Here is a 23,940-nt window from a genome sequence, read left to right as displayed (position 1 = left end):
TCATCCCATCAGCTTGGGCACGAGATGGATCGCCACCGATGCGGCGATCCCCTGCAGCGTCGTGTAGTGCCACATCAGCGCAGTGTTGTCGAGCGTGGCGCGGCTGCTCTGGCGCACATGGCCGTTCCACGCGCGCGCGCACAGATACAGCCCCGTGATGACCATGCCGGCAACGTGCAGTCCCTGGTAGGCCAGCATGGCGGCCACCGTCGCGCTCCATGCCTGGCGCGTCGGCTCCAGCCCGGCCAGGCGCTGGCCGTTGAAGTCGCACGCGAAAGCGGCCACCATGCACGCCATCGCGGCGAGCACCAGCCAGGGCAGCATCGGCTTGACGAGGAACCGCTTCGACAGCACGATCAGGGCCGACCCGGCCAGCAGCAGGCCGCCCGACAGCAGGGGCCACAGCGGATCGGCCAGCGCGGCGTTCGGCGGCGGGCATACCGTCAGCCGCATCGAGATGTGGATGTAGGCGAACACGAACGAGGCAAAGATGGTGGCGTCGACCACCAGCATGATGATCGTCGCCCACCACGACATCGATGCGGTGCCGCTGGCGCCGATCGGCAGCGTCAACTTGTCGGACACCTTCGCGCTTGCCATCGGCGGCGGGCGGTCCGACTGCCACAGCCACGCGACGATGCCGACCATCGCCATGATCGCGCAGGCCCACGCGGTGAGCGTCATCTTCACGGTCAGCAGCAGGAAAAAGCCGGCGGTGCCGGCGGCGGCGATCAGCGGCCACCAGCTGTCGGTCGGCAGGATCAGCAGGTAGCGCGGCTCGCCGCTGACCGGACTGGTGACGATCGTCTCGCGCTTGCCGGTGGCGCTGCCCGGCAGATAGTGGCGGCCGGCTTCGACTTCCTCTGCCAGCGCCGGCTGGTCCCACAGCGGGTCCATCGACACGATGTGCGGGATGCTGCGATTGCCGTAGTCTTCCGACGGCAGCCACTCGAGCGTCGCCGCGTTCCACGGATTGCCGACCCCTTTTTCAGGCTTGCGAAACGTGCGCACCGCGTCGACGATAAACAACAGCACGCCGGCGGCGAAGATGAAGGCGCCCACCGTCGACAGCATGTTCAGCGCGTTCCATCCCAGCTCGGGTGCGTAGGTGTACACGCGGCGCGGCATGCCGAGCAGGCCGGTGATGTGCATCGGGAAGAACGCCAGGTTGAAGCCGCCGAACATCAGGCCGAACACCCACCGCGCCAGCGATTCGGACAGCCGGTGGCCATTGATGAGCGGGATCCAGTAATACATCGCCGCAAACACCGGGAACACCATGCCGCCGATGAGCACGTAGTGCAGGTGGGCGACGATGAAGTAGGTATCGTGCACCTGCCAGTCGAACGGCAGCACCGCCACCATCACGCCGGTCAGCCCGCCGAGCACGAAGATGAACATGAACCCGAGCAGGAACAGCGTCGGTCCGGTGATCGTCACCTTGCCGCGCCAGAGCGTGGCGATCCAGCCGAATACCTGGATCGCGGTCGGCACCGCGACGGCCATGCTGGCGGCCGACACGAAGCTCATCTCGAGCACGCCGAGGCCGGCGGTGAACATGTGGTGCGCCCACAGCGCGAAGCTGAAAAAGCCCACCGCCACCAGCGCGACGATAATCGGCCGGCGCCCGATCAGCGGCGTGCCGGCAATCGTCGGGATCATCGTCGACACCATGCCGGCCGCCGGCAGGAAGATGATGTACACCTCCGGATGGCCGAAGAACCAGAACAGGTGCTGCCACAGCAGCGGGTCGCCGCCGCGCTCGGCGATGAAGAACGGCCAGTCGTAGGCGCGCTCGAGCTCGAGCAGCGCGGTGCCGGCGATGATCGCCGGGAAGGCGAACACGATCATCACCGCCACCACCAGCATCGCCCAGGCATATACCGGCATGCGGCCAAGCGTCATGCCGGGCGCGCGGGTAAACAGGATGCCGACGATCAGTTCAATGGCGCCCGCGATCGCCGAAATCTCGATGAAGCCGATCCCCAGCAGCCAGAAATCGGCGTTCAGTCCGGGCGAATACTCCTTGCCCGTCAGCGGCGGATACATGAACCAGCCGCCGTCCGGCGCCAGCCCGGCGAACAGCGTGCAGAAAAACGCCAGCCCGCCGATCGCATAGGCCCAGAACGCGTACGCCGACAGGCGCGGGAACGGCAGGTCACGTGCCCCGAGCATGTTTGGCAGCAGGTAGACCGCGATCGCTTCGACGACGGGAATGGCGAACAGGAACATCATCACCGTGCCGTGCATGGTGAACACCTGGTTGTAGGTGGCGGCGCTCAGCAGCGTGTTGTCCGGCACCGCCAGTTGCGCGCGCATCAACAGGCCAAGGATGCCGGCCAGGATGAAGAACAGCAGCGCGGTGCCGATGTACAGCAGGCCGATGCTGGTGTTGTTCACGCTCGAGAAGAAGCGCCAGCCGGTCGGCGTCTTCCACGGCGCTTCCAGGCCGGCCAGTTCGCCGGCGGGACGCGGCAGGGAACTGGGTAAAAATACAGGATCGGCTTCAATCATTTCAGGTGCTCGAGATAAGTGGCAAGGGCGCGCAGGGTGTCGGCGTCGATGTCGGCGGCGGCCGGCATGCGCGCACCCGGCTTGACGCGCTGCGGGTCGGCGATCCAGTCGGCCAGGCTGGCGCGGTGGTTGCGCAACGTGCCGGCGGCGATGTGCATGCGGCTGCCGACGTGGGTCAGGTCGGGGCCGAGCGCATTGACGCCGCCGCCGCTGCCGCTGCCGCTGACGCCGCGGATCGTGTGGCACGCGCTGCAGCGCTGGTCGAGGAAGGCCTGGCGCCCGCGCGCAAGCAGCGCGTCGGTCGGCGCCGCGGCCGGCGGCAGCTGGCCAGCCAGCCAGGCGTCGAACTGCGCCGGCGTTTGGGCCACCACGTGCAGCGCCATGCGCGCGTGCTGTTCGCCGCAGTATTCGGCGCACTGGCCGCGGTAGATGCCGGGTTTGTCGGCGTGCAGCGTCAGGCCGGTGACGTGGCCAGGCACCATGTCCTTCTTGCCGCCCAGCGCCGGCACCCAGAAGCTGTGGATCACGTCGCTGGTGGTCAGGCCCAGGTAGACCGGGCGCCCTGTGGGAATGTGGATTTCATTGGCGGTGACGATCTCGCGGCCGCTCGCCTTGTCGGTGTAGCGCACCTCCCACCACCACATCTTGGCGGTGACGGCGATGGCCAGCGACTGCTGCGACGACTGCGCCGTCAGCTTCGCGCTTTGCCAAGTGCTCCATCCCAGCAGCGCCGTCAGCACCAGCACCGGAAAAGCGACGCCAAGGCCGGCAATCCAGCGCATCGGCCGCACCGGGCGACCTTCGCCGCGCAGGCCAAGCGCCAGCAGGGCCATCACCGCAACGAGGATCACCGCGCCGGCGGCGAACATCACCCACGCGAACTGGCCGATGATGGCCGCATCGGGACCGGCCGGATGCAGCACCGACTGCAGCGGGCCGCTCATCGCAACTCGTACAGGTAGGCCGCAATGTGGCGCGCTTCGGCCGGCGACACGCCCAGGTTCGGCATCGTCGTGCCGGGCTTCATGGCGGGCGGGTTGACCAGCCACTCGGTGAGCGGATCGGGCAGGTTGGGAATGGCGCCGGCGATGTAGCTGCGCCGGCCAAAGTGTGCGAGCGGCGGGCCGAGCGTGCCGCGCGCGGCCGCCACTTCCGGGATCGCGTGGCAGGCGCCGCACTGGTACTGCTCCATCAGGCGCATGCCCAGTTTGGCGTCGCCGCCGTCCACCCGCATCGGTGCGTGCTGCTTGCCGCAGGCGGCCAGCGCCAAGGCGCACAAGGTCGCCGCGATGGCGCCCGGGCCGGCGGCCAGAATTGAAAACACGCGCACGTTAGAATCCTGCCACGACTGGATGGATATATATAATACAAGAAAACAATAGTGGCTTTTTTTCAATAGAACACGCCAATCGGACACCCTCAATGCTGGCCAACCGCACCCGCCTGATGTTCAAGACCGCCGCCGCTACCGTGCTGCTCGGCGCGGTCGGCGCCGGCCTGGTCGGCGCGCTGGTGCTGCGCGGCGGCTGGTACAACATCGCCGCCACGCAGCAGCATTTCCAGGTCGTCCACACGCTGCTCGAACAGGGCATGCGCGACTCGGTGCGCCACCACGCCCGCAAGGTGCTGGCGCCCGACCTGACGTCGGCGCAGCAGGTCAGGCGCGGCGCCGTGCTATACCGCGACAACTGCGCCCATTGCCACGGCGGGCCCGGGTTTGCGCAGTCCGACTGGGGCAAGAGCATGCAGCCGCTGCCCGGGCCGCTGGTCGACGCCTCGCGCCACTGGAATGCCGGTGAGCTGTACTGGATCACCAAGAACGGCATCAAGATGAGCGGCATGCCGGCATGGGAGTACCACATGGCCGACGCCGAGCTGTGGGCGGTGGTCGCTTTCTTGCAGCAGCTGCCGGCGCTGACGCCGAAGTCCTACGCCGACATCACCGCCGGCGAGGTAGCGCGATGACGCGCGCCGCACTGGTGCCGCTGGTGCTGGCGCTGGCCGGCTGCGGCGAACGTCCGCTGCCGGCCGGCGTGCAGGGCAACCCGGAGCGCGGCCGGGTTGCGTTGAACCAGTACGCCTGCCGGGCGTGCCACATGATCCCCGGCGTGACAGGTTCGGAGGTGTATGTCGGGCGCCCGCTCGACAAGCTGGCCGAGCGCCGCTTCATCGCCGGCGCCCTGCCGAACAACCAGGAGAACCTGATCAAGTGGATCCGCAACCCGAAGCAGATCGATCCGCTGACGGCGATGCCGGTGCTCGATGTGTCCGAGGCCGATGCGCGCGACATGGCTGCATATTTGCTGACGCTGCGTTAGCCCGATGGCGCGGATAGCGCAAAAGCGCGCCACGCATCAAGAGCTCCAGTGATGCAAACCGAACGTGGCTGCCAGCGAGGTGGCGATGATGGTGACCATCGTAGCGAGCATCCATGTTTTGAGTTCTGCGTTCATCCGGTACATTTCGGTTCGCAGTTCGCCAAGCTCGGCTTTGGTCGCGCACTGGTCTAGTCTTGCGTCAATTTTGCACAAGCGGGTCTCTACGGCGCGAAACCCCGTGCGCATTTCCACAGCAAGTTCATCTAACCTGCTTTCCAAGCGTTCGATACGGGTATCTTCCATGCTAGTTAGACCTGTCGGAACACTGATCGTTCAAATATCCGCCGAGTTGCGCCCACGGGGTCAGTGCCGACATTCGGACACGAGCTCTGCCGCGCAAACGCTGGCGGCCACAGGCGGTGGCGCCGATTGCGGTGCGATATAATGTCGCCCGACCCTCATTCTCCCTCATCGCATCCCATGTCTTCAGAAACTCCTCCAAGCGGCAGCGCCCGCCCGATGCTGTACGACCCCAGCGAGCACCGCATCCGCAGCTTCGTCACCCGTGCCGGCCGCCTGTCGATCGCGCAGGCGCGCGCGCTGGAAGAACTGGGGCCGCAGTTCCTGATCGAGTACGCCAAGGCGCCGCTCGACTTCGAACAGGCATTCGGCCGCAAGGCGCCGGTGATCCTGGAGATCGGCTTTGGCATGGGCGACACCACCGCACATATCGCCAAAGGCATGCCGGAGAAGGACTTCATCGGTGTCGAAGTGCACACGCCTGGCGTGGGCAGCCTGCTCAAACAGATCGGCGAGCAGGGTATCGCCAACCTGCGCCTGATCCAGCACGATGCGGTCGAAGTGCTGAACCAGATGATCCCTGACGCGTCGCTGGCCGGCGTGCACGTGTTCTTTCCGGACCCATGGCACAAGGCTCGCCACAACAAGCGCCGCCTGCTGCAAACGCCGTTCGTCAAACTGCTGGCCGAAAAGCTGGCGCCAGGCGGCTACCTGCACTGCGCCACCGACTGGGAAGACTACGCGGTGCAGATGCTCGAAGTGCTGGGCAGCGAGCCGCTGCTGCAAAATACCGCCGAAGGCTATGCGCCGCAGCCGGCCTACCGCCCGCTCACCAAATTTGAAAACCGCGGCATCAAGCTCGGTCATGGCGTGTGGGACCTGGTGTTTACGAAAAAGCCGGCCTGAGTCGTCGTTCGTCCCTCCTGCACCGTCGTTCGTCACTTCCGGCTACCTGAAAACGGGCCGCTTCCTTAGACTGCGTGTGTGCTTTACATTACGGGTCTGAGGAGGATTGCCATGTTTCGCAGCGTGTTGAATTGGTACCGCGAGTGGGAGGACGAGCAGATCAACGTCCTGCAGGACCCGAGCCTGATCGAGCAGATGCCGGCTGGCTGGCGCAAGGCGTTCTACAAAAAGCTGGCGGCGCTGTCGCCGATCGAGCGCCACCAGCTGCGTGAATTTTCGATCAAATACCGCGGAGCGCTCCTGCTGGTGCCCATCGCCAAATTGCTGCTCCTGTTTACCTTGATCGGCACCGCGGCGCATCTGCTACTGACAGATTACGCCTGGCTCAGAGGAGTCGTGATGGCCAACGTGCTGGGCTTCGCACTCGTCTGGGCGACGATGGCGGCGTGGTTCAACTACCGCTGGCTGGTCGACAAAAAGCGCAAGGTGATGCTTCGACTCGCCATTGGCATCGTGACCGGGTTGTTCATCGTCACCGTGTTTGGCCTGGCTACGGGACGGTCGGTCGAAGAGATCTTGCGCGGGATTCCCGCCGGCGCGTACACGTATGGATTTGGGCTTGGCATGCTGATCGTGCTGCTGCCGCTGGTGATCGTCGGTACTCTGCGCAACCGCCAGTACGCGACGCTGACGGCGCAGCTGCTGCACGAGACAGAGCGCGAGCGGCTGGCGCGCGAACTGTCCGAGTCGCAGCTGCTGCTGCTGCGGGCGCAGATAGAGCCTCACTTCCTGTTCAACACGCTCGGCGCCGTGCAGCAGCTGGCGGAGCAGGGCGCGCCGCGCGCCGCCGAGCTGACGGCCAACTTGATCACGTTCCTGCGCGCCAGCCTGGCCGAAATGCGCAGCGAACAGGTCACGCTGCGGCAGGAATTCGCGCTGGTCGAGGCCTACCTGCAGGTGATGAAGGCGCGGCTCGGCGAACGGCTGCGCTTCACGCTCGATTTGCCCGATGCGCTGGCGCAGCTGAACATGCCTGGCATGCTGTTGCTGACGCTGGTGGAGAACGCGATCAAGCATGGCATCGAGCCGTCGCTGCGTGGCGGCGCAGTGGCGGTGAGCGCGCTGACGGAAAATGGCGTGGCGCGCATCAGGGTCGAGGACACCGGCGTTGGCATCAGCGGGCAGCCCGGCGACGGCATGGGCCTGGAGAATGTGCGGCGCCGGCTGCAACTGGCCTACGGCGCTGCGGCCAGCCTGGCCTTGCGCGAAGCGGAGCAGGGCGCCATCGCCGACATCATCGTACCGATCGGGGAATCGAAATGACGCGGGTACTGGTGGCGGAAGACGAGCCGTTGATGCGCGAACGTCTGCTGGCGATGCTGGAGGCGTCGTGGCCGGAAGCGCAGGTGGTACTGGTGGCGGAAAACGGCAACGACGCGTGGGATGGTTTTCTCGAGCATGAGCCTGAGGTCGTGTTCCTCGATATCCGCATGCCTGGTTTGTCAGGACTCGAGGTGGCCGAGCGGATCGGCAAGCTGGCGCACATCGTGTTCGTCACCGCTTACGACCAGTATGCGGTCGACGCGTTCGATGCCGGCGCTGTCGACTATCTGCTCAAACCCGTGGAGGCGGACCGGCTGGCCAAGGCGGTAGGGCGTATCCGCGAAAAGCTCAGCGCGCGGCCGGCGGACCTGTCGGATATCGTGCGGCACCTGAAGGCGGCGCTGCCGGGCGCCCCGCGCGAGCACATGAAGTGGATCAAGGCGAGCGTGGGCAAGCAGATACGGCTCATCGACGTCGACCGGGTGCTGTTCTTCCAGTCGGACACGAAGTACACGCGGGTGGTGCTGGCCGACTCCGAAGCGCTGGTGCGCATTCCGCTGAAGGACCTGCTCTCCGGGCTCGATCCGGCGCGGTTCTGGCAGATCCACCGTGGCACGATGGTCAATGTGAATGCGATCGTGGCGGCGGAGAGGGTGGACGCGGAGCGACTGGAGGTGCTGCTGCGCGGCAGCGACGAGAAGCTGCCGGTGAGCCGCACGTTTGCGCATCTGTTCAGGGATTGACGGCTAACGCAAGCTGTCTATCCATGCTGAGCATGTGTCGCGTTACAGCATCTCGCTGATCAACGCGACAATCTCGTCGCCGTAGGAGACCAGCTTCTTCTCGCCGACACCAGACACGCCGCGCAGGTCCTGCAGCGACGTCGGCTTGACCTTGGCGATCTCGCGCAGTGTGGCGTCGACGAAAATCACGTACGCCGGCACGCCGTGCGACCGCGCGGTCTCAACGCGCCACCAGCGCAGCTTCTCGAAAATCTCCTGCTCGGACTTCGACAGGTCCAGCTCCACGTGGCTCTTCGAGCTCGACGTGGCGCGCTTCGGCTTGACCGGCTTCTGGTACTGGCGCAGCTGCACCTTCTGGCCACCCTTGAGCACCGGGCGCGCGGCGTCGGTGAGCTTCAGCGAGCTGTAGACCTCATGGTCGACCGTCACCAGGCCGATGGCGATGGCCTGGCGCAGGATTGCGCGCCACTCCGCTTCGGTGCGCTCGCTGCCGATGCCATACACCGACAATGAATCGTGGTGCCACTGGGTGATGCGCTCGGACGACACGCCGCGCAGCACGTCGATGACGTGGCCGGCGGCAAAGCGCTGGTCGACCCGGTAGATCGCCGACAGCAGCTTTTGCACCGGCACCGTGCCGTCGAACGACACCGGCGGGATCAGGCAAGTATCGCAGTTGCCGCATGGCGTGGAGCGCTCGCCGAAGTATTCGAGCAGGCGCGTGCGGCGGCAGCTGAGGGTTTCGCACAGCCCCAGCATGGCGTCGAGTTTTACGCCGAGCACCCGCTTGAAGGTCTCGTCGGCCTGCGACTCGTCGATCATGCGGCGCTGCTGCACCACGTCCTGCAAGCCATACGCCATCCAGGCACTGGCCGGCAGGCCATCGCGGCCGGCGCGGCCGGTCTCCTGGTAGTAGCCTTCGATACTCTTCGGCAGATCGAGGTGGCAGACGAAGCGCACGTCCGGCTTGTCGATGCCCATGCCGAAAGCGATCGTGGCGACCATGACGATGCTATCCTCGCGCAGGAAGCGCGACTGGTTGGCACTGCGCTTTTCGTACTCCATGCCGGCGTGGTAGGGCAGCGCGCGAATGCCGTTCTGGTTCAGGAATTCGGCGGTCTCTTCGACCTTCTTGCGCGACAGGCAGTAGACGATGCCGGCGTCGCCGCCATGTTCGGTCGTGATGAACTCGAGCAGCTGGTTGCGGCCGTTGGCCTTCTCGACGATCTGGTAGCGGATGTTGGGGCGGTCGAACGACGAGACAAACTGACGCGCGTCTTCCAGCTGCAGGCGCAGCGCGATCTCGGCGCGCGTCTGGTGGTCGGCGGTGGCCGTCAGGGCGATGCGCGGCACCGACGGGAAGCGCTCGTGCAGGATCGACAGCTTGATGTATTCGGGCCGGAAGTCGTGGCCCCATTGCGACACGCAATGCGCTTCGTCGATGGCAAACAGCGCAATCTTCGACGCTTCGAACAGCTCCAGGCAGCGCGGCGTCATCAGGCGCTCGGGCGCGACATACACCAGGTCGATTTCGCCGGTGCGCACCAGGCGCTCGATGCGCATCGACTCTTCGTACGTCTGGGTCGAGTTGAGGAAGGCGGCGCGCACGCCGACTTCGGCCAGCGCGTCGACCTGGTCCTGCATCAGCGCGATCAGCGGCGAGACCACCACGCCGACGCCGTCGCGCAGCAGCGCCGGGATCTGGTAGCACAGCGACTTGCCGCCGCCGGTCGGCATCAGCACCAGCGCGTCGCCGCCGCCGGCGACGTGTTCGACGATGTCGCCCTGCTGCCCGCGGAAGGCCGGGTAGCCGAACACGCTCTCCAGTTGTTCGAGGGCGCGCGCGCCGAGGTCGGTACTCATGATATCAGTCGACCCACTTCACCCACTCGTAGTGGGCGGTCGCCAGGATGACGATGCCGAACACAATGCGGTACCAGGCGAAGATGGTGAAGTCGTGCGAGCTGATATAGCGCAGCAGCCAGCGCACGCACAGGAACGCCGAGATGAACGCCGACAGGCCGCCGAGGCCAAACAGCGGCAGGTCGGCCATCGACAGCAGCGCGCGCTCCTTGTACACCGAGTAGACGGTGGCCGCCAGCAGGGTCGGGATGGCGAGGAAGAACGAGAATTCGGTCGACGCCTTGCGCGACAGGCCAAACAGCATGCCGCCGATGATGGTGGCGCCGGAACGGCTGGTGCCTGGGATCAGGGCAAACGCCTGCGCGCAGCCGACCTTGAAGGCGTCGAGCAAGGTCATGTCGTCGACCGAATCGACGCGCGGCTTTTCCGGCCGCCGGCGGTTGCGGCTCTCGACCCACAGGATAATCAGCCCGCCGACGATGAAGGCCATCGCGACCGGCACCGGCGCGAACAGGAACTGCTTGATCATCTTGCTGAACAGCAGGCCGAGGAAGGCGGCCGGCATGAAGGCGACGATCAGGTTGACGACGAACTTTTGCTGCTTCGGGTCGCTGGTGATGCCGGCAAACACGGCGCCGATGCGTACGCGGAACTCCCAGATCACGGACAACATGGCGCCGGCCTGGATGGCAATCTCGAACACTTTGACCTTCTCGCCGGTGAAATTGAGCAGGCTTGCAGCCAGAATCAGGTGTCCAGTCGACGAAATCGGCAGAAATTCGGTGAAACCTTCCACCAGGCCCATGACGATGGCTTTGAGCGCGAGAAATATGTCCATGAATTGTTGTTTGATAGGTTGAAGGATGCAGGAGTTCGGCAGGCACACCACGCGGGGTCGAAGCTTACCACGAGCACGGCTGGCGCTGGCGGTGCGACCTCAATGGTGGCGTTGTTTTGGCGCTGCGGAGGATGAACAGGAAAACAATCTACTTGAATGCAATCGCAAGTCCCCCATCTGTTAGCAATGTTGAAACAAAAACTAAATTGGAAGAGGCCGCTTTTTTATTTGTTATTGCCGATCTTTCTAATCATGGTTTTCCTCGGCTTTCCTCTGCCGATTGCGCCGCCGCCCGCCACCAAGGCCACTCAGGAGCAATCCGAAACGGTGAAGAAACGCCGCAAGCGCACCAAGTTCCCGGGCATCGTGCCGGGCACCCCCGACGACGCTGACGACTGAACGCCTCCTGACATCGGATTCAGGCTCTGAGCATCGGCGCGGTCGCCCGCTCCAGGGTATCGAGCCACAACATCGCATGCTCGCGGCTCGGTCCGCACATCTCTTGCGATGGTTGCAGTCCGCCGCAAAAGGCAGGGCGTTCCGGCTTGCCGAAGATGAGACAGAAATTGTCGTCGCCAAGCTGAATGCACCGGACGCCAGCTGGCTTCCCATGGGGCATCCCGGGTATCGGACTGGTAATCGAAGGTGCGGTGCAGCACGCGCCGCAACCGGGGCGGCAGGCAAGCGCTGTTTCTGGAGTGTTCATCAGGCGGTCGGGTGCGCGGCCGGGAAAGCCCCGGACAGGCCGCCATTTTACCCGGCTTGCCGCACATTCCGGTGCCACCACGGACTAATTGGTAACAGTTCATTTTTCTTTCCTTACCTGAACCGTGTGGCATATGTTGCATTGCTATAATGCTTTCTCGCCGAAAATCGTTAGTAAAAGTTTATTCTTTTCAAATCGCACGACAAACAAACAGCAATGCATTCGATCGTTCTGAAGCAAGTCGGCAAGAAATACCACCTCGATGCGGTCGAGGTGCCTGCGCTCGTCGATATCAACCTGGAGATTTTGCCGCGCCGTTTCACTGTCATTTCCGGCCCGTCCGGCAGCGGCAAGACCACGTTGCTGAACCTGATGGGCTGCATCGACCGCCCGGACCAGGGCGAGGTAATTGTCGACAACCAGCCGGTACACCTGTTGAGCGACGACGCCTTGTCGGATTTCCGCGCGCGCCATCTCGGCTTCATTTTTCAGAACTTCAATTTGCTGCCGGTGCTGAGCGCGTACGAGAACGTCGAATATCCGCTGCTGCTCACCGGCATGCCGGCCAGGCAGCGGCGCGAGCGGGTGCTCGGGCTGCTTGACGCGGTTGGTCTGGCCGACAAGGGCAACAACCGGCCCGGCCAGTTGTCCGGCGGACAGCGCCAGCGCGTGGCGATTGCGCGCGCCCTGGCGCCGGCGCCGATGCTGGTGCTGGCCGACGAGCCCACCGCCAACCTCGACAGCCACACCGGCGCCGCCATCATCGCGCTGATGCGCAAGATGCAGCATGACCATGACGTATCGTTCGTGTTCTCGTCGCACGATCCGCAGGTGCATGCCGAGGCCGACGACGCCGTCTTTCTGCGCGATGGCCGCATCACGTCGATCCAGCGGCGCGACGAGCCCGGGACCGAAAAGCGATGAGGACAATTTCGATTGCGCTGCGCAACCTGTTGCGAAACCGGCGCCGCTCGCTGGCGACGCTTCTTGCGATGATCATCGGCATGAACGCGATCCTGCTGTTTGGCGGATTCAGCGGCAACGTCATCTTCGCCATGCAGACTGCCTACGTGCAGCGCAGCGGCCACTTCCAGATCCAGGCCAAGGATTATTTTCTTTACGGCAGCGGCGACCCGGCCGCGTACGGCATCGCCGATTACCAGCGCATTGTCGACGTGGTCAGCAATGATCCGGTGCTCAAACCCATGCTGGCAGTGGTCACGCCGAAGCTGAGCCTGGGCGGCATCGCCGGCAATTTTGCCGCGGGCGTGTCAAAAACCGTGATCGCCGGCGGTGTCGTTGTCGATGAGCAGAACACGATGCTGCTGTGGGACGACTACGGCGTGAGCTATTCGAACCCGCTGGCGCTGACCGGCAGCCGTCCGGACTCGGCCGTGATCGGCACCGGTGTCGCCCGCACGCTGCAACTGTGCGGCCCGCTGAAGGTACCGAATTGCCGCGAGTTCGCGCCTAAAGCTGTGGCTGGCGCCAAGTCGGCGCCGGATGATATCCAGGCCTTGTCCGCGCTGGAAAGCTCAGGCGCCCCGGCCGCCAGCGAAACGCGCATCGAGATGCTGGCCGCCAGCGACCATGGCGTGCCGAACGTGACGGCGCTCAACGTCGTCAAGGCTGAAAACCAGGGCCTGAAGGAGTTCGACGACATCTTCATGGTCATGCACCTGGCGCAGGCGCAGCGCCTGATCTTTGGCGACACCGCGCCGAAGGTGACGGCCATCCAGGTGCAGCTCAAGCACACGGCGCAAATGCCGGCGGCGCGCGCGCGGATCGAACAGCTGCTGTCGTCGCTCAAGGGAGCGCCGCTTGAAATCCAGGATTACGAAACGCTGAGCCCGATCTATGGCCAGACGGTGCAGTTCTTCGATTCGGTGTTCGGCTTTATTTCCGTGCTGATCGGCGTGATCGTGCTGTTTACCGTCGGTAACACGATGAGCATGGCGGTCGTCGAGCGCACGTCCGAGATCGGCACCTTGCGCGCGATCGGCCTGCGCCGCGGCGGCATCCGGCGCCTGTTCGTCTGCGAAGGCGTGCTGCTCGGCTCGATCGGCGCCGTGCTGGGCGTGCTGGTGGCATTGCTGATCGCCTACCTGATCAATCACAGCGGCATCACCTGGACGCCGCCCGGTTATGTCTACGAATATCCGCTGATGGTGCGGGTGTGGGGCAGTCCGCACCTGGTCATCGGCAGCTCGATCGGGTTGATGGTGGTGGCGGTGATTTCGGCCTGGTGGCCGGCCAACCGCGCCGCCAGGCTGGCCATCGTCGATGCGCTGCGTCACGTATAGGAAACTTATGCTGAAAATGAAAATGATGATGTCGGGCCTGTTGCTGGCAAGCGCCGCGTGCATGGCGCAAGGGACGCCCGATCCGCAGGAGATACTTGCCGCAAGCGACGCCGTGCGCAACCCGGACAAGCCGTTCAGCCTGGTCACGAACCTCACCGAGTTCCGCGACGGTAAGCAGGTCGGCGAGATGAGCCTGTCGATCTATGCCAAGTCCGAACCGAGCGGCGGGCAGTACCGCAACCTGGTGCGTTTCATCGCCCCGGCGCGCGACGTCAACAAGCTGATGCTCAAGACCGGCAACGACCTGTGGTTTTTCGATCCGTCGAGCAAGGCCAGCATCCGCATGTCGCCGCAGCAGCGATTGCTGGGGCAGGCGGCCAACGGCGACGTCGTGACCGTCAACCTGGCCAAGGATTACCGCGCCAAGCTTGACGCGCAGGAAGATGTGCAGGACGGCGACCGGCAGACGCGCAAGAGCTACAAGCTGGCGCTGGCCGCCTCGACGCCGGACGTGACGTATCACCGAATCGAGCTGTGGGTCGACGCCGCCAACAAGCGTCCCATCAAGGGCAAGTTCTACGCCGAAAGCGGACGCCTGCTGAAGACGGCGTATTACCGCAAATACGAAAAGCAGCTGGGGACGGAACGTGCCACCGAGACCGTCATCATCGATGGCCTGGACCCGAAATGGGTGACTGTAATGCGCTATTCAGACTGGGCCTGGCGCGATGTTCCAGAGGCCTGGTTGCAGCGTGACTACTTACCTCGGTTCAAACCAGAATGAAATTATCCAACTCCCATCGCCTCGCGGCGACGCTGGCCGCCGCCCTGGCGCTGGCCAATCATCCTGTCGCGGCGCAGGAAAAGCCGGCTGAGCCGGACGACCTGTCGGCGTTGACCCTGGCCGACCAGGCGGCTGTCGAGACGGTGGCCACGCGCGACTGGCACCTGTCGAGCGAATTCGCCACCACCAACTCGGTGCTGCGCAACGGCGAGCGTGTCAATGGGCAACGCCTGTCGCTCGACCTGCAGGTCGACAAAACCCTCGGCAAGGGCTGGCGCGTGCTCTTTGCGGACCAGCTCGACTTGCGGCGCCAGCCGCAGCCAGGCGAGAGCAACACGCTCAACACCGTCAAGGAAGCGTACCTCAGCTGGCAGCCCGACGACGGCCTGGCCGTCGACATGGGCCGCGTCAACGCGCGCTATGGCGTTGCCCTCGGCTACAACCCGACCGATTATTTCCGCACCGGCGCCAACCGCTCGATCGTCGCGATCGACCCGGCCAGCCTGAAGACACGTCGGCAAGGCAGCGTCATGCTGCGCGGGCAGCGCGTGTGGGAAGACGGATCGCTGACGGCGCTGTTTTCGCCGAAGATCGAAAGCGAGGCGAAGGATGGCCCGTTCAATCTCGACTTTGGCGCCACCAACTTCGACGACCGCTGGCTGGTCGCGTACAGCCAGCGCATCGGCGGCAGTTTCACCCCGCAAGTGTTGCTGTTCAAGGAAGGCGCGCAGTCGCCTCAGCTTGGCGTGAACCTGACGTCGGTCGTCGGACAGGCCGGCGTGGTCTACCTCGAATGGTCGGGCGGGAAATCGGACTCGCAGCTGGGGCAGGCGACGCGCCGTCAACAGGACTCGTCATTCCGGTCGCGCTTGGCGGCTGGCGGTACGTACAACGCACCGAACAAATTGTCGCTGACGCTGGAATACCACTACAACGGCGACGCGCTCGCCAAGGATAGCTGGGATGCGCTGGTGCCCATGGATCGGCTTGCCTACCGGCTGTGGGTGCAGAACCGCCTGGAAATGGTCAGCAAGAAGTCGGTGTTCGCGTATGCCAGCTGGCAGGACGCCTTGACGAGCAACCTCGACTTCAATGCGATGCTGCGGCAGAACATCGACGACAGCAGCCGGCTCGGCTGGATCGAGGCGCGCTATCACTGGAAGCGCACCGATCTGGCGGTGCAGTGGCAACAGCAGCAGGGCACGCCGGCCAGCGAGTTTGGCGCCTACCCGCAGCGGCGGTCGTTGCAGGTGCTAATGCGCTATTACTTCTAGTTTCGGTGGTGCTGCTTAAGCGCAGGGAGAAAGCGCCTTTGCGCCGCCCTTGACTGGAAAACAACTCGGGTCTATATTAATGACTCAGAAGTAAGTTACCGGATACAAGCATGCACCCCCTCGAAGACATCAAGCCCCGCTGGGAGCGCCGCAAGGATGCGCGCCCCCAGGAGTTGCTTGCCGCTGCGCTCGACCTGTTCGTCGAACGCGGCTTCGCCTCTACCCGGCTCGAGGATGTCGCCAAGCGCGCCGGTGTGTCGAAGGGCACCTTGTACCTGTATTTCACCAACAAGGAAGAGCTCTTCAAGGCGGTGGTACGGGACAACATCGTGCCCGTCATCGGCGCTGTTGAGGAAATCATCGCCGGCTTCGACGGCCACAGCGCCGACCTGTTGCGCAGCGTAATCATCGAGTGGTGGCAGCTGATGGGCGCGAGCAAGGCGTCCGGCATCTCCAAGCTGATCATGGCCGAAGCGGGAAACTTCCCCGACATTGCGTGCTTTTACCAGGACGAAGTGATCACACGCGGCACCAACATGATCGCCAGCATGCTTAATCGCGCCGTCGCGCGCGGCGAGTTCCGGCCAATGGACGTCACCACCGTGACGCAGGTATTGATCGCCCCGATGATGATGCTGATGACCTGGAAGCATTCAGTCGGTCCGTGCGACCAGAGCCAGCTCGACCCGATTGCCTTCCTCGATGCCTTCCTCGACATGGCGCTGCGCGGGCTGCTGGTGCCGCCGGCGTGATCGTCGCCCGACGTGGCAAATCCGCCATGTCGGCGTTAATGTTCGTTCAACCCCTCCAAACTGCAGACTGTCGCAATTTCACGCGATCTGAGCAGCCATGTCGTTAAGATGTCCTGATTGAGGCCGTTCAACGATAAAATATCGGATTATTATTTTTACTCACCGAGTCTTACATGAATATTGAACAAGCCCGTTTTAACATGATCGAACAGCAAATCCGCCCGTGGAACGTGCTGGACCAGGACGTGCTTGACCTGCTGCTGATCGTCAAGCGCGAAGATTTCGTCCCGGCCGACTACAAGAGCCTGGCCTTCGTCGACACCGAAATCCCGCTCGGCGCAGGTGAATCGATGTTTACGCCGAAGCTCGAAGCGCGCCTGCTGCAGGAGCTGCAACTGAAGAAACACGAGACGGTGCTGGAAATCGGCGCCGGCTCCGGCTACATGGCGGCATTGCTGGCGCACAAGGCGCGCCACGTGACGACGGTGGAAATCCTGCCGGAACTGAAAACGATGGCGGAAACGAACCTGGCCAAGGCCGGCATCACCAACGTCACCGTTGCGCTTGGCAATGGCGCGCAGGGCTGGACGCAGGGCGCGCCGTTTGACGTCATCGTCATCTCGGGCGGCCTGGAAGTGCTGCCGGACGCGTTCCTCAAGCAGGTCAAGCTTGGCGGGCGGATTGCCGCGCTGATTGGCCGCGCGCCGGTGATGTCTTGCAATATCGTTACCCGCGTGTCGGAAACGGCGTTCGAGACCACGAAAGTGTTCGAGACCAACGTCAAGTACCTGTCGGGGGCGGTGGCGTCTTCGCACTTCACGTTTTAAACGGGACGCGCGATGCAACAGATGACCGCTCCCGAACTGGCTGCCTGGCTGGGCGATCCGGCACGGCCGCGCCCGCTGCTGCTGGACGTGCGCGAGAACTGGGAATACGAGCTGGGGCATATCGACGGCTCGACCCATATTCCGATGAACACGATTCCGGCGCGCATCGAGGAACTCGATGAGGATGCCGAGATCGTCTGCATCTGCCATCACGGCGCGCGCAGCATGTCGGTCGCGGCCTTCCTCGAGCGCAACGGGTTTGAAAAGATCACCAATTTGACGGGCGGTGTCCACGCCTGGGCTGTGCAGGTCGACAGTGCGATGCCGAAGTACTGAGCGACTTTTTTTTAACTTTTCGATGACTCCAACGGAGAAAGCAATGCAGAAACCCCTGATCGCCGCGCTGATTGCCAGCGCTTTTGTTTCGCTGAACGCCCAGGCGGCCGACCTGATCCAGGTCTACCAGCAGGCGCTGGCGAACGATGCCGTGTACGCCAGCGCGCGTGCATCGCTGGCGGCAGGTCGCGAACGGGTTCCGCAAGGGCGGGCAGCGCTGCTGCCGTCGGTCGGCCTGACCGGCAGCTTCGCGCGCAACGACAATACCTTCTCTCCGTTTAATGAAGGCAACACCATCACGTCGCCAACCGGCGTGACCACGGTGGTTGGCCGCACTGGCGTGCCGATCAACTCGAGCCAGATGACGCTGGCGCTGTCGCAGCCGTTGTTCCGCTGGGACCGCTGGCAGACTTATGAGCAGAGCAAGCTGCAGCAAGCCGTTACCGAAGCGCAGTTTGCGCAGGCGCAACAGGACTTGATCACGCGTGTTTCGCAAGCGTATTTCGACGTGCTGGCGGCGCAGGATACGCTGGAGTCGACACGGGCGCAAAAGAGCGCGACCACCGAGCAGCTGGCGTCGGCCAAGCGCAATTTCGAGGTCGGCACCCAGACCATTACAGATACGCATGAAGCGCAGGCGGCCTACGACCTGGTCGTGGCGCAGGAATTTGCGGCGCTGAACGACCTGGAAAACAAGAAGAGCGCGCTGCAGGCGATCATCGGTACCGCGCCGGCCGCGCTGGCGCCGCTCAAGCCCGGCGTCGCGCTGGCATCGCCGCAGCCGGCGATGATCGATCCGTGGGTGTCGTCCGCCGAAAACCAGAACTATGGCGTGCAGGTGTCGCAACTGTCTCTCGAGCTGGCCAAGCGCGACATCCAGCGCAACCGTGCGGGACACTTGCCGACGCTCGATCTGGTCGCAAGTTCCAGCCGGCTCAAGAACAGCGGGCAGGCCAACGGCACGTCGGGTACGCGTAGCGACAACGCCGTCGGCGTGCAATGGGCGATTCCTATTTTTAACGGTTTCGCCGTGACGAGCCGGGTGCGCGAATCGATCGCGCTGGAAGACAAGGCGCGCAACGACCTGGAATCGACGCGCCGTAATGCAGCTCAGCTCGCGCGCCAATCGTACCTGGGCGTCAACAGCGGCCTGGCCCAGGTGCGGGCGCTGGAAGCGGCGGAAGTGTCGAGCCAGTCTGCGCTCGAATCGAACAAGCTCGGCTACCAGGTGGGTGTGCGAATCAACATCGACGTGCTCAATGCACAGCGCCAGTTGTACTCGACCCGCCGCGATTTGTCGCGCGCGCGCTATGACACGATCATGAATGGCTTGCGCCTGAAGGCAGCGTCGGGTTCGCTGCGCGAAGAAGATCTGGTGCCGGTGAATAGTCTGCTGGTGAAGTAGTCGCGTTGCCTCGGCGACGATGCATACCCGTCGCCCAGGCCCATTCACAACGGCAGCCACCGCACTAAATGACGGTTATGCGGATTTAACCGGCGTTTAGCCCTGCGCCGCGCGCGCCGTTCTTGCGCTCGATGAGCTCGACCTTGTAGCCATCCGGATCGGTCACGAACGCGATCACCGTGCTGCCGCCCTTGACCGGGCCCGGCTCGCGCGTGACGTTGCCGCCATTTGCGCGCGCCGATGCGCAGGCCGCGACGATATCGTCGGCCGAAATGGCGATGTGGCCGTACGCCGTCCCCATCTCATACTTGTCGACACCGTAGTTGTACGTCAGCTCCAGCTCCGCGTGCTCTGGATTGTTGCCGTAGCCGACGAACGCCAAGGTGTACTGGTACTCGGGATTGTCGCTGGTGCGCAGCAGTTTCATGCCGAGCACCTTGGTATAGAAGTCTATCGAGCGCTGCAGGTCGCCGACCCGTAACATGGTGTGGAGGATGCGCATCGGAATAGCCCTTCAGTTTTAATCTGGAAGGCATGATTTTATGCGCTCCGCCACGTTCGTGCTCGATTGCGCCTAGCCTTCCAGCCTTGCGTCGAGCGTGATGGTGGCATTGAACAGTTTCGACACCGGGCAGTTCTGCTTGGCCTTGAGCGCGGCCGCCTGGAATGCTTCTTCGTTGGCGCCGGGAATCTGGGCCACCAGGTTCAGGTGCACCGCCGTGATCGCGAAGCCGCCTTCGACCTTGTCCAGCGACACCGTCGCCGTGGTGTTCATCTGCTTGGCCGTCATGCCGGCTTCGCCCAGGGTGCCCGACACCGCCATCGTGAAGCAACTGGCGTGGGCGGCGGCGATCAGTTCCTCTGGATTGCTGCCCTTGCCGCCTTCGAAGCGCGCGTTGAAGCCGTAAGGCGCCTTGTCCAGCACGCCGCTTTCGGTCGACACGCTGCCGATACCGTCCTTGATGCCGCCGCTCCAGATTGCACTACCGCTTTTCTTGATGGTCATGTCGTGGACTCCTGGTTGGTCATTGAAATTAATGTTGGTTGTCTTTGCCGCGCACGGGCGTGGCCAGGCGCATGCCGTCGGCGGCGTCCGCCCGCGGCTTGGCCTGGCCGGAAGCGCCGTTTTGCGGAACCACCTGGTCGATGCCTGGCGTGCCACGCAGATCAGTGTCGACCAGGCCTTGCTCAAGGTCGGACGCCGCCTGCTTCATCACGCCGCGCGGATCCTCGTCTTGTCCATCGGGCGACTCGTCGCGCTCATGCGGCATGCGCTTGCCGCCGTCGTTCTCGATCTTCTCGGTCGTGTCGACGTGCTTCTCGCGTAATTTGCTGTCCATGTGCTTCTCCTGTCATCTGTTGCTGCAATCCTAAGGCCTGGCGTGAAAAAGAGTCGCGCCCTTGAAACTGAGCAATAATTCATTTTTGCAATGCAATGCCTTACTATGTTGCGGTGCCTGATTTTTAAGGAACCAGCGTTTTGAAACCACATCTCTCAATCCCGCCTGGGAAGCAAAAATCATGAAAATCGCCGCGCTGTCGCAGAATGACGCGATAGCGATTTTCAAGAACACCTTCTTCGCCTACGTGCCGTATGCGATGTTCTGCCTGATGCCGGTGTTTGCGCTTTACCTGAGGCTGCTGTACCTGCGCTCCGGGCGCCGTTATGGCGAGCACATGCTGTTCGCCCTTCACGCCAACGCGTTTGCATTCCTGCTGCTCGGCGTGATCCAGACATACCGTGGACCTGGGCCAACCTTGCCTTGCTGGTTTGGCTGCTGGCCTACCTGCCGGTGGCGATGCAGCGCGTCTATGGTGGCCGCAAGTTGACCACCGCCGTGCGCTGGCTGGTGCTGATGGCGTTCTACGTCTGCACGGCAGCAGCGGTGATGTTCGGCACCGTGTTTGCCGGCACCATCATGATCTGAGGCGGCGTGGCGCCGCCTTGCTGAACCAGCCACCCGCCTCTATACTGTGGATGCATACAGTGCCGGCGCCGCACGAGTGCGCCATGCCGCGTATACCAGAGTCGCCCTTTTGGGTTAATCTGCTGCGTGTCGCCCTTACAACTGCCGAGACCTTCATGCCCGTTACGCCAGCACCGCAAAAAACCATCGCGCTCGTGGTCCGGCACAACGCGGTCGGCATCGAAAAGCCGGTCAATGGCGTGGTCGACTACTTGCAGGGCGCCGGCTACCGCGTGGTGTTCGAAGCGGAGACGGCGGCGCACCTGGGCATGCCCGGCATCGAGTCGATGAGCGTGGCGCAGATTGGCGAAACAGCCAGCGCGGCGGTCGTGATGGGCGGCGACGGCACCATGCTCGGCATCGCGCGCCAGCTGGCGCCGTACTCGGTGCCGCTGATCGGCATCAACCAGGGCCGGCTCGGCTTCATGACCGACATTCCGAGCGAGCGCATGATCCCGGTGCTGGCCGAAATCCTCAACGGCAAGGCCGAGGCGGAGCGCCGCACCTTGCTCGAAGGGCGCGTGATGCGCGGCGGCGCCACGATTACCTGCGGGCTGGCTGTCAACGACGTGGTGGTGGCGCGCGGCGCCGGCGCCGGCATGGTCGAACTGAAAGTCACCGTCGACGGCCGCTTCATGTACAACCAGCGTTCGGACGGCCTGATCATCTCGACGCCGACCGGCTCGACTGCGTACGCGCTGTCAGCCGGCGGGCCGCTGCTGCATCCGAGCCTGTCGGGCACCGTGCTGGTGCCGATCGCGCCGCACGCGCTGTCGAACCGGCCGATCGTGGTGCCCGATTCGAGCGAGATCGTCATCGAGATCGTCAGCGGGCGCGACGTCAGCGTCAATTTCGACATGCAAACCTTCGCCAGCCTGGTGCACGGTGACCAGATCACCATTTCACGCTCGCCGAACTGCATCACCTTCCTGCACCCGGAAGGCTGGAGCTACTACGACACGCTGCGCGAAAAGCTGCACTGGAACGAATATCCGTCCGGCGACGGCAAGCTCAAGTAGCGCGCCGGCCGATCAACACATATTACTTATACATGCTGCGTACACTTACTATTCGCGATTTCGTGATCGTCGATGCCATCGAACTCGAGTTCGCCAGTGGCTTTTCCGTTTTTACCGGCGAGACCGGCGCCGGCAAGTCGATCCTGATCGACGCGCTGCAGCTCGCGCTCGGCGGGCGCGGCGACGCGTCGGTGGTGCGCGAGGGCGCCGCCAAGGCCGACATCACGGCCGATTTCACCGTCAGCGAGGCGGCCGCTGCCTGGCTGGCGCACAACGAATTTGCCATCGACGAAGGCGGCGCGCTGCTGCGCCGCGTGATCGACAACGCCGGCCGCTCGAAGGCCTACATCAACGGCATCGCCGCCACCGCCACCCAGCTGCGCGACCTCGGCGACATGCTGGTCGACATCCACGGCCAGCATGCGCACCAGTCCTTGCTCAAGGGCGACGCCCAGCGGGCGCTGCTCGACAACCAGGCCGGCTTCAAGGATGCCGGCGCTGCCTTGATTGCGCAGGAAGTTGCCGCCAGCCACAAGCAGTGGCGCGCGCTGGTGCGCCAGCGCGCGGAATTCGAGCATGACGCCAAGAACGTGCTGATCGAGCGCGAGCGCCTTGAATGGCAGGTGGGCGAATTCGACAAGCTGGCGGTCAAGCCGGGCGAGTGGACCGAGGTTAGCAACGAACACAGCCGTCTGTCGCACGCCGCCAGCCTGCTCGAAGGCGCGCAGGAGGCGCTCGCCGCCATTTCCGAATCGGACCACCCGATCCTGTCGCAGCTGTCGTCGCTCAACGCCAAGCTGGGCAAGCTGGTCGATGTCGATGCCGGCCTGCAAGGCGTGCTCGATTGCATGGAGCCGGCCCGCATCCAGTTGCAGGAAGCGGTGTACGCGCTCAACGATTATCTCGACAAGGTCGAACTCGACCCTGAGCGGCTGCGCCAGGTCGATGCGCGCCTCGAAGCATTGCACGGCGCGGCGCGCAATTACCGCGTTGCGCCGGAAGATTTGCCGGCCGAACACGCGGCGCTGGCCGAAAAACTGCGCCAGCTGGCCGACGCCAGCGACATGGACGGCTTGCGCAAGCAGGAGCAACTGGTGGAGGCGCGCTACATGGCGGCGGCGGCCAGGCTGTCGAAGATTCGCGCGGCGGCCGCCAGGCAGCTGGGCATCCAGGTGACGGCGGCAATGCAGGAACTGAACATGACAGGCGGCAGCTTCGCGGTCGGCCTGAACCCGAGCGAGCCGAGTTCAAACGGCCTCGAGCAAGTCGAGTTCCTGGTTGCCGGCCACGCCGGCGTGGCGCCGCGGCCGCTGGCCAAGGTCGCCTCCGGCGGCGAACTGGCGCGCATCGCGCTGGCCATTTCCGTCATCACCTCGAACGCCACGACCACGCCGACCTTGATCTTCGACGAGGTCGACAGCGGCATCGGCGGCGCAGTGGCCGAAGTGGTCGGCCGGCTGCTCAAGCGGCTCGGCCAGGAACGCCAGGTGCTGTGCGTGACGCACTTGCCGCAGGTGGCGAGCCAGGCGAACCAGCATTTCCAGGTCGCCAAAGGCACGACCGACGCCGGCAAGACCGTCTCCCACATCGACGTGCTCGACAACAAGGCCCGGGTCGAGGAAGTGGCGCGCATGCTCGGCGGCCTCGAGATCACCGCTACCACCCGCAAGCACGCGCGCGAACTGCTGGCAGGGGTCTAATACGTCATCTGGGTCAAATTCCAAATTCCACCGGGGTCAGTGCCACTGACCCCGGTTGAAAA

Annotated in this window: 28 protein-coding genes; 17 read left to right on the top strand and 11 right to left on the bottom strand. The window is 64.0% G+C overall.

The window, feature by feature from the left end; translation table 11 throughout:
- From ctaD to ACP7DD_RS12535, 3 genes are read right to left on the bottom strand one after another with little or no spacing between them, the layout of a single operon-like run.
- Entirely contained in the window at positions 1-2,514 is a 2,514-nt protein-coding gene (gene ctaD, locus ACP7DD_RS12545; protein WP_426175146.1) for a cytochrome c oxidase subunit I, read from the bottom strand.
- Positions 2,511-3,458: a cytochrome c oxidase subunit II gene (gene coxB, locus ACP7DD_RS12540; protein ID WP_426175145.1), complete on the bottom strand. Its 948-nt coding sequence runs from the start codon at positions 3,456-3,458 to the stop codon at positions 2,511-2,513. The genes ctaD and coxB overlap by 4 nt, the downstream gene beginning before the upstream one ends.
- The gene (locus ACP7DD_RS12535) at positions 3,455-3,844 is read right to left on the bottom strand and encodes a c-type cytochrome (RefSeq protein ID WP_426175144.1); all 390 of its coding nucleotides are present in this window, start codon (positions 3,842-3,844) and stop codon (positions 3,455-3,457) included. The genes coxB and ACP7DD_RS12535 overlap by 4 nt, the downstream gene beginning before the upstream one ends.
- A 92-nt stretch (positions 3,845-3,936) precedes the next feature.
- Here ACP7DD_RS12535 and ACP7DD_RS12530 point away from each other — a divergent pair, with 92 nt between their 5' ends.
- Positions 3,937-4,479 (top strand): c-type cytochrome, encoded by a 543-nt coding sequence (locus ACP7DD_RS12530; RefSeq protein ID WP_426175143.1) that lies wholly within the window; start codon positions 3,937-3,939, stop codon positions 4,477-4,479.
- Complete coding sequence (locus tag ACP7DD_RS12525; RefSeq protein ID WP_426175142.1) at positions 4,476-4,832, top strand: c-type cytochrome; 357 nt, start codon at positions 4,476-4,478, stop codon at positions 4,830-4,832. Before ACP7DD_RS12530 ends, ACP7DD_RS12525 begins: the two co-directional genes overlap by 4 nt.
- A gap of 36 nt (positions 4,833-4,868) precedes the next feature.
- Here the strand turns inward: ACP7DD_RS12525 and ACP7DD_RS12520 are convergent, their stop codons facing one another.
- Complete coding sequence (locus tag ACP7DD_RS12520; protein ID WP_426175141.1) at positions 4,869-5,135, bottom strand: hypothetical protein; 267 nt, start codon at positions 5,133-5,135, stop codon at positions 4,869-4,871.
- Positions 5,136-5,351: 216 nt separating this feature from the next.
- On the opposite strand from ACP7DD_RS12520, the gene trmB reads away from it, so the two are divergent.
- The 3 genes from trmB to ACP7DD_RS12505 all read left to right on the top strand — a co-directional run bounded on the left by trmB (position 5,352) and on the right by ACP7DD_RS12505 (position 8,104).
- Positions 5,352-6,038 carry a tRNA (guanosine(46)-N7)-methyltransferase TrmB gene (trmB, locus tag ACP7DD_RS12515; RefSeq protein ID WP_426175217.1) on the top strand — a complete coding sequence of 229 codons (687 nt, stop codon included), beginning with the start codon at positions 5,352-5,354 and terminating at the stop codon, positions 6,036-6,038.
- Between the two features lie 111 nt (positions 6,039-6,149).
- Entirely contained in the window at positions 6,150-7,361 is a 1,212-nt protein-coding gene (locus tag ACP7DD_RS12510) for a sensor histidine kinase (RefSeq protein WP_426175140.1), read from the top strand.
- The gene (locus tag ACP7DD_RS12505) at positions 7,358-8,104 is read left to right on the top strand and encodes a LytR/AlgR family response regulator transcription factor (RefSeq protein WP_426175139.1); all 747 of its coding nucleotides are present in this window, start codon (positions 7,358-7,360) and stop codon (positions 8,102-8,104) included. Before ACP7DD_RS12510 ends, ACP7DD_RS12505 begins: the two co-directional genes overlap by 4 nt.
- Before the next feature lie 42 nt (positions 8,105-8,146).
- Here ACP7DD_RS12505 and recQ read toward each other — a convergent pair whose 3' ends face one another.
- On the bottom strand, positions 8,147-9,967 hold the full coding sequence (gene recQ / locus ACP7DD_RS12500; RefSeq protein ID WP_426175138.1) for a DNA helicase RecQ: 1,821 nt from the start codon (positions 9,965-9,967) through the stop codon (positions 8,147-8,149).
- Positions 9,968-9,971: 4 nt separating this feature from the next.
- On the bottom strand, positions 9,972-10,805 hold the full coding sequence (locus ACP7DD_RS12495) for an undecaprenyl-diphosphate phosphatase (RefSeq protein ID WP_426175137.1): 834 nt from the start codon (positions 10,803-10,805) through the stop codon (positions 9,972-9,974).
- Between the two features lie 186 nt (positions 10,806-10,991).
- Here ACP7DD_RS12495 and ACP7DD_RS12490 point away from each other — a divergent pair, with 186 nt between their 5' ends.
- On the top strand, positions 10,992-11,204 hold the full coding sequence (locus ACP7DD_RS12490; protein WP_426175136.1) for a hypothetical protein: 213 nt from the start codon (positions 10,992-10,994) through the stop codon (positions 11,202-11,204).
- Positions 11,205-11,223: 19 nt separating this feature from the next.
- Here ACP7DD_RS12490 and ACP7DD_RS12485 read toward each other — a convergent pair whose 3' ends face one another.
- Positions 11,224-11,511 carry a YkgJ family cysteine cluster protein gene (locus tag ACP7DD_RS12485; protein WP_426175135.1) on the bottom strand — a complete coding sequence of 96 codons (288 nt, stop codon included), beginning with the start codon at positions 11,509-11,511 and terminating at the stop codon, positions 11,224-11,226.
- Between the two features lie 216 nt (positions 11,512-11,727).
- On the opposite strand from ACP7DD_RS12485, the gene ACP7DD_RS12480 reads away from it, so the two are divergent.
- From ACP7DD_RS12480 to ACP7DD_RS12445, 8 genes are all read left to right on the top strand, one after another.
- A complete protein-coding gene (locus ACP7DD_RS12480; protein WP_426175134.1) occupies positions 11,728-12,435 on the top strand; it encodes an ABC transporter ATP-binding protein in 708 nt (235 codons plus the stop codon).
- The gene (locus ACP7DD_RS12475; protein ID WP_426175133.1) at positions 12,432-13,814 is read left to right on the top strand and encodes an ABC transporter permease; all 1,383 of its coding nucleotides are present in this window, start codon (positions 12,432-12,434) and stop codon (positions 13,812-13,814) included. Before ACP7DD_RS12480 ends, ACP7DD_RS12475 begins: the two co-directional genes overlap by 4 nt.
- 7 nt (positions 13,815-13,821) lie before the next feature.
- Positions 13,822-14,598, top strand: coding sequence for an outer membrane lipoprotein-sorting protein (locus ACP7DD_RS12470; protein ID WP_426175132.1), 777 nt, complete (start codon positions 13,822-13,824; stop codon positions 14,596-14,598).
- A complete protein-coding gene (locus ACP7DD_RS12465; protein ID WP_426175131.1) occupies positions 14,595-15,872 on the top strand; it encodes a hypothetical protein in 1,278 nt (425 codons plus the stop codon). Before ACP7DD_RS12470 ends, ACP7DD_RS12465 begins: the two co-directional genes overlap by 4 nt.
- Positions 15,873-15,982: 110 nt before the next feature.
- Entirely contained in the window at positions 15,983-16,624 is a 642-nt protein-coding gene (locus tag ACP7DD_RS12460) for a TetR/AcrR family transcriptional regulator (protein WP_426175130.1), read from the top strand.
- A 173-nt stretch (positions 16,625-16,797) separates the two neighbouring features.
- Positions 16,798-17,451, top strand: a complete 654-nt coding sequence (locus ACP7DD_RS12455) for a protein-L-isoaspartate O-methyltransferase family protein (RefSeq protein WP_426175129.1) — start codon at positions 16,798-16,800, stop codon at positions 17,449-17,451.
- Positions 17,452-17,463: 12 nt separating this feature from the next.
- Positions 17,464-17,787, top strand: coding sequence for a rhodanese-like domain-containing protein (locus tag ACP7DD_RS12450; RefSeq protein WP_426175128.1), 324 nt, complete (start codon positions 17,464-17,466; stop codon positions 17,785-17,787).
- 43 nt (positions 17,788-17,830) lie between these two features.
- Positions 17,831-19,192: a TolC family outer membrane protein gene (locus tag ACP7DD_RS12445; RefSeq protein WP_426175127.1), complete on the top strand. Its 1,362-nt coding sequence runs from the start codon at positions 17,831-17,833 to the stop codon at positions 19,190-19,192.
- A gap of 85 nt (positions 19,193-19,277) precedes the next feature.
- Here ACP7DD_RS12445 and gloA read toward each other — a convergent pair whose 3' ends face one another.
- The 4 genes from gloA to ACP7DD_RS12425 form a co-directional block, all read right to left on the bottom strand.
- A complete protein-coding gene (gene gloA / locus ACP7DD_RS12440) occupies positions 19,278-19,694 on the bottom strand; it encodes a lactoylglutathione lyase (RefSeq protein WP_426175126.1) in 417 nt (138 codons plus the stop codon).
- Between the two features lie 72 nt (positions 19,695-19,766).
- Entirely contained in the window at positions 19,767-20,198 is a 432-nt protein-coding gene (locus ACP7DD_RS12435; protein ID WP_426175125.1) for an OsmC family protein, read from the bottom strand.
- Positions 20,199-20,226: 28 nt separating this feature from the next.
- Positions 20,227-20,532: a hypothetical protein gene (locus tag ACP7DD_RS12430; protein ID WP_426175124.1), complete on the bottom strand. Its 306-nt coding sequence runs from the start codon at positions 20,530-20,532 to the stop codon at positions 20,227-20,229.
- Positions 20,533-20,562: 30 nt separating this feature from the next.
- Positions 20,563-20,760: a hypothetical protein gene (locus ACP7DD_RS12425; RefSeq protein WP_426175123.1), complete on the bottom strand. Its 198-nt coding sequence runs from the start codon at positions 20,758-20,760 to the stop codon at positions 20,563-20,565.
- A gap of 195 nt (positions 20,761-20,955) precedes the next feature.
- Here ACP7DD_RS12425 and ACP7DD_RS12420 point away from each other — a divergent pair, with 195 nt between their 5' ends.
- The 3 genes from ACP7DD_RS12420 (at position 20,956) to recN (ending at position 23,878) form a co-directional block, all read left to right on the top strand.
- Positions 20,956-21,120 carry a hypothetical protein gene (locus ACP7DD_RS12420; RefSeq protein ID WP_426175122.1) on the top strand — a complete coding sequence of 55 codons (165 nt, stop codon included), beginning with the start codon at positions 20,956-20,958 and terminating at the stop codon, positions 21,118-21,120.
- A gap of 155 nt (positions 21,121-21,275) precedes the next feature.
- The gene (locus tag ACP7DD_RS12415; protein WP_426175121.1) at positions 21,276-22,178 is read left to right on the top strand and encodes an NAD kinase; all 903 of its coding nucleotides are present in this window, start codon (positions 21,276-21,278) and stop codon (positions 22,176-22,178) included.
- Positions 22,179-22,210: 32 nt separating this feature from the next.
- Positions 22,211-23,878, top strand: coding sequence for a DNA repair protein RecN (recN, locus tag ACP7DD_RS12410; protein WP_426175120.1), 1,668 nt, complete (start codon positions 22,211-22,213; stop codon positions 23,876-23,878).
- Positions 23,879-23,940: the final 62 nt, after the last annotated feature.

The sequence above is a fragment of the Massilia sp. TWR1-2-2 genome, from assembly GCF_049897565.1.
In the GTDB taxonomy this organism is placed as follows: domain Bacteria; phylum Pseudomonadota; class Gammaproteobacteria; order Burkholderiales; family Burkholderiaceae_D; genus JAFCUW01.
Note: the sequence above shows the minus strand (reverse complement) of the source record. Positions and strands in the feature narration are given on the sequence as shown.

Excerpts from the sequence above, each read along its gene's own strand:
- ACP7DD_RS12470 (WP_426175132.1), top strand. The coding sequence starts at position 13,822 with ATGCTGAAAATGAAAATGATGATGTCGGGCCTGTTGCTGGCAAGCGCC.
- ACP7DD_RS12495 (WP_426175137.1), bottom strand. The coding sequence starts at position 10,805 with ATGGACATATTTCTCGCGCTCAAAGCCATCGTCATGGGCCTGGTGGAA.
- ACP7DD_RS12475 (WP_426175133.1), top strand. The coding sequence starts at position 12,432 with ATGAGGACAATTTCGATTGCGCTGCGCAACCTGTTGCGAAACCGGCGC.
- ACP7DD_RS12455 (WP_426175129.1), top strand. The coding sequence starts at position 16,798 with ATGAATATTGAACAAGCCCGTTTTAACATGATCGAACAGCAAATCCGC.
- coxB (WP_426175145.1), bottom strand. The coding sequence starts at position 3,458 with ATGAGCGGCCCGCTGCAGTCGGTGCTGCATCCGGCCGGTCCCGATGCG.
- ACP7DD_RS12480 (WP_426175134.1), top strand. The coding sequence starts at position 11,728 with ATGCATTCGATCGTTCTGAAGCAAGTCGGCAAGAAATACCACCTCGAT.
- recN (WP_426175120.1), top strand. The coding sequence starts at position 22,211 with ATGCTGCGTACACTTACTATTCGCGATTTCGTGATCGTCGATGCCATC.
- ctaD (WP_426175146.1), bottom strand. The coding sequence starts at position 2,514 with ATGATTGAAGCCGATCCTGTATTTTTACCCAGTTCCCTGCCGCGTCCC.
- ACP7DD_RS12430 (WP_426175124.1), bottom strand. The coding sequence starts at position 20,532 with ATGGACAGCAAATTACGCGAGAAGCACGTCGACACGACCGAGAAGATC.
- ACP7DD_RS12510 (WP_426175140.1), top strand. The coding sequence starts at position 6,150 with ATGTTTCGCAGCGTGTTGAATTGGTACCGCGAGTGGGAGGACGAGCAG.
- ACP7DD_RS12520 (WP_426175141.1), bottom strand. The coding sequence starts at position 5,135 with ATGGAAGATACCCGTATCGAACGCTTGGAAAGCAGGTTAGATGAACTT.
- ACP7DD_RS12435 (WP_426175125.1), bottom strand. The coding sequence starts at position 20,198 with ATGACCATCAAGAAAAGCGGTAGTGCAATCTGGAGCGGCGGCATCAAG.
- ACP7DD_RS12465 (WP_426175131.1), top strand. The coding sequence starts at position 14,595 with ATGAAATTATCCAACTCCCATCGCCTCGCGGCGACGCTGGCCGCCGCC.
- recQ (WP_426175138.1), bottom strand. The coding sequence starts at position 9,967 with ATGAGTACCGACCTCGGCGCGCGCGCCCTCGAACAACTGGAGAGCGTG.
- ACP7DD_RS12485 (WP_426175135.1), bottom strand. The coding sequence starts at position 11,511 with ATGAACACTCCAGAAACAGCGCTTGCCTGCCGCCCCGGTTGCGGCGCG.
- ACP7DD_RS12460 (WP_426175130.1), top strand. The coding sequence starts at position 15,983 with ATGCACCCCCTCGAAGACATCAAGCCCCGCTGGGAGCGCCGCAAGGAT.
- gloA (WP_426175126.1), bottom strand. The coding sequence starts at position 19,694 with ATGCGCATCCTCCACACCATGTTACGGGTCGGCGACCTGCAGCGCTCG.
- ACP7DD_RS12415 (WP_426175121.1), top strand. The coding sequence starts at position 21,276 with ATGCCCGTTACGCCAGCACCGCAAAAAACCATCGCGCTCGTGGTCCGG.
- ACP7DD_RS12530 (WP_426175143.1), top strand. The coding sequence starts at position 3,937 with ATGCTGGCCAACCGCACCCGCCTGATGTTCAAGACCGCCGCCGCTACC.
- ACP7DD_RS12490 (WP_426175136.1), top strand. The coding sequence starts at position 10,992 with ATGTTGAAACAAAAACTAAATTGGAAGAGGCCGCTTTTTTATTTGTTA.
- trmB (WP_426175217.1), top strand. The coding sequence starts at position 5,352 with ATGCTGTACGACCCCAGCGAGCACCGCATCCGCAGCTTCGTCACCCGT.
- ACP7DD_RS12450 (WP_426175128.1), top strand. The coding sequence starts at position 17,464 with ATGCAACAGATGACCGCTCCCGAACTGGCTGCCTGGCTGGGCGATCCG.
- ACP7DD_RS12445 (WP_426175127.1), top strand. The coding sequence starts at position 17,831 with ATGCAGAAACCCCTGATCGCCGCGCTGATTGCCAGCGCTTTTGTTTCG.
- ACP7DD_RS12505 (WP_426175139.1), top strand. The coding sequence starts at position 7,358 with ATGACGCGGGTACTGGTGGCGGAAGACGAGCCGTTGATGCGCGAACGT.
- ACP7DD_RS12525 (WP_426175142.1), top strand. The coding sequence starts at position 4,476 with ATGACGCGCGCCGCACTGGTGCCGCTGGTGCTGGCGCTGGCCGGCTGC.